General features: G+C 41.7%; 1 protein-coding gene. It reads right to left on the reverse strand.

Annotation, left to right across the window (positions count from 1 at the left end; all coding sequences use genetic code 11):
• Positions 1-17: 17 nt before the first annotated feature.
• Positions 18-1,168 (reverse strand): IS3 family transposase gene (locus MHN09_RS21265; RefSeq protein ID WP_085929704.1). Its coding sequence is split into 2 segments (ribosomal slippage): positions 18-892 and positions 892-1,168, totalling 1,152 coding nucleotides; the frame shifts between segments, so codons are not numbered across the junction.
• Between the last annotated feature and the right edge of the window lie 65 nt (positions 1,169-1,233).

Below are 1,233 nucleotides of genomic sequence, written 5' to 3' on the forward strand. Positions count from 1 at the left end.
TGTTCTGCGCAACTAAATCAGGACACTTTTCTTAAGGAACTTTGCTCATATTCTATTGGCGACAGATCACCATTAGCGGTATGAAGTCGCTCTAAGTTGTAATAGCGCATATACGCAGTTACATCATTTCTCATATGTTCACGAGTTGGTTGTGGTATTTTCAATAGCCAATCATGTTTTAAGCTGCCGAAGAACCTTTCAACTACCGCATTATCCCAACAAGCACCAACATCACCCATGCTCGCTCTTATACCGAAATTGGCTAGCAATTTACGATAATGCTTACTGGTGTATTGTGAGCCTCTATCCGAGTGAAACACTAAGCCTTTAGGCGGTTGGCGCAAGTTATAAGCCTTCATCATAGCTTTGCTTACTAAGTCAGTCGTCATTCGTTTGTCGATATGCCAACCAACGATGCGGCGTGAATATAAGTCCATAACAATGGCTAAGTACATCCAGCCTTCACCTGTTCTTAAGTAAGTCACATCACCAGCCCAGACCTGATTTGGTGCAACAGGGTTAAAGTTCTGGTTCAACAGGTTATCAGCAACAGCATCACTGTGTTTGCGTTTGGTTGTCACCTTGTATGCCACTCGTTGAGTCACAACTAAGCCAAGTGTTGCCATTAACTTCTGAACGCCATAATCACTGACGTTAAAGCCCTCTCTGCGTAACTTCTTTCTAAGCTCCCGATAACCTAAGCTATTTCTGCTTTTCTCGAAGAAGTGCTTTGCCATTCGATATAAGTTCAGTTGCTCTGCTGTGATGATTTTGACTGGCCGTTTGAGCCAAGCGTAATAAGCACTACGGCTTACTTTCATCACTTTACAGAGCTTAACTACGGGAAATGCCGAAGATAACTGCTTAATCGTTTTAAACGTTACTTGGTTTCCTTTAGCAGGAGGGCGCTGGCCTTTTTTAAAATCTCTTTTTCCATCCTTAGCTCTTTATTTTCCTTACGTAGTTTTAGCAGCTCTGCTCGTTCATCCGCATTTAAACTGGCTCCAGATTGCTCAGCCTCGAATTTAGCTTTCCAGTGATAAAGTAACTTATCTGTGATACCTAAAGACGCTGCTGCTTTTGGTACGCTGTAGCCTTGCTCGGTTACCAATTTGACAGCTTCTTGTTTAAATTCAGCCGTGTAACTTCTGTTTGTTCGTTTTGTCATTTAACACCTCAATAATTGGATTATATTCCATTATTAAAGTGTCCTGTTTGATTAAAGCAGATCAG

Origin of the sequence: Alteromonas sp. MmMcT2-5 (assembly GCF_022348315.1) — a bacterium.
Lineage (GTDB): Bacteria > Pseudomonadota > Gammaproteobacteria > Enterobacterales > Alteromonadaceae > Alteromonas > Alteromonas macleodii.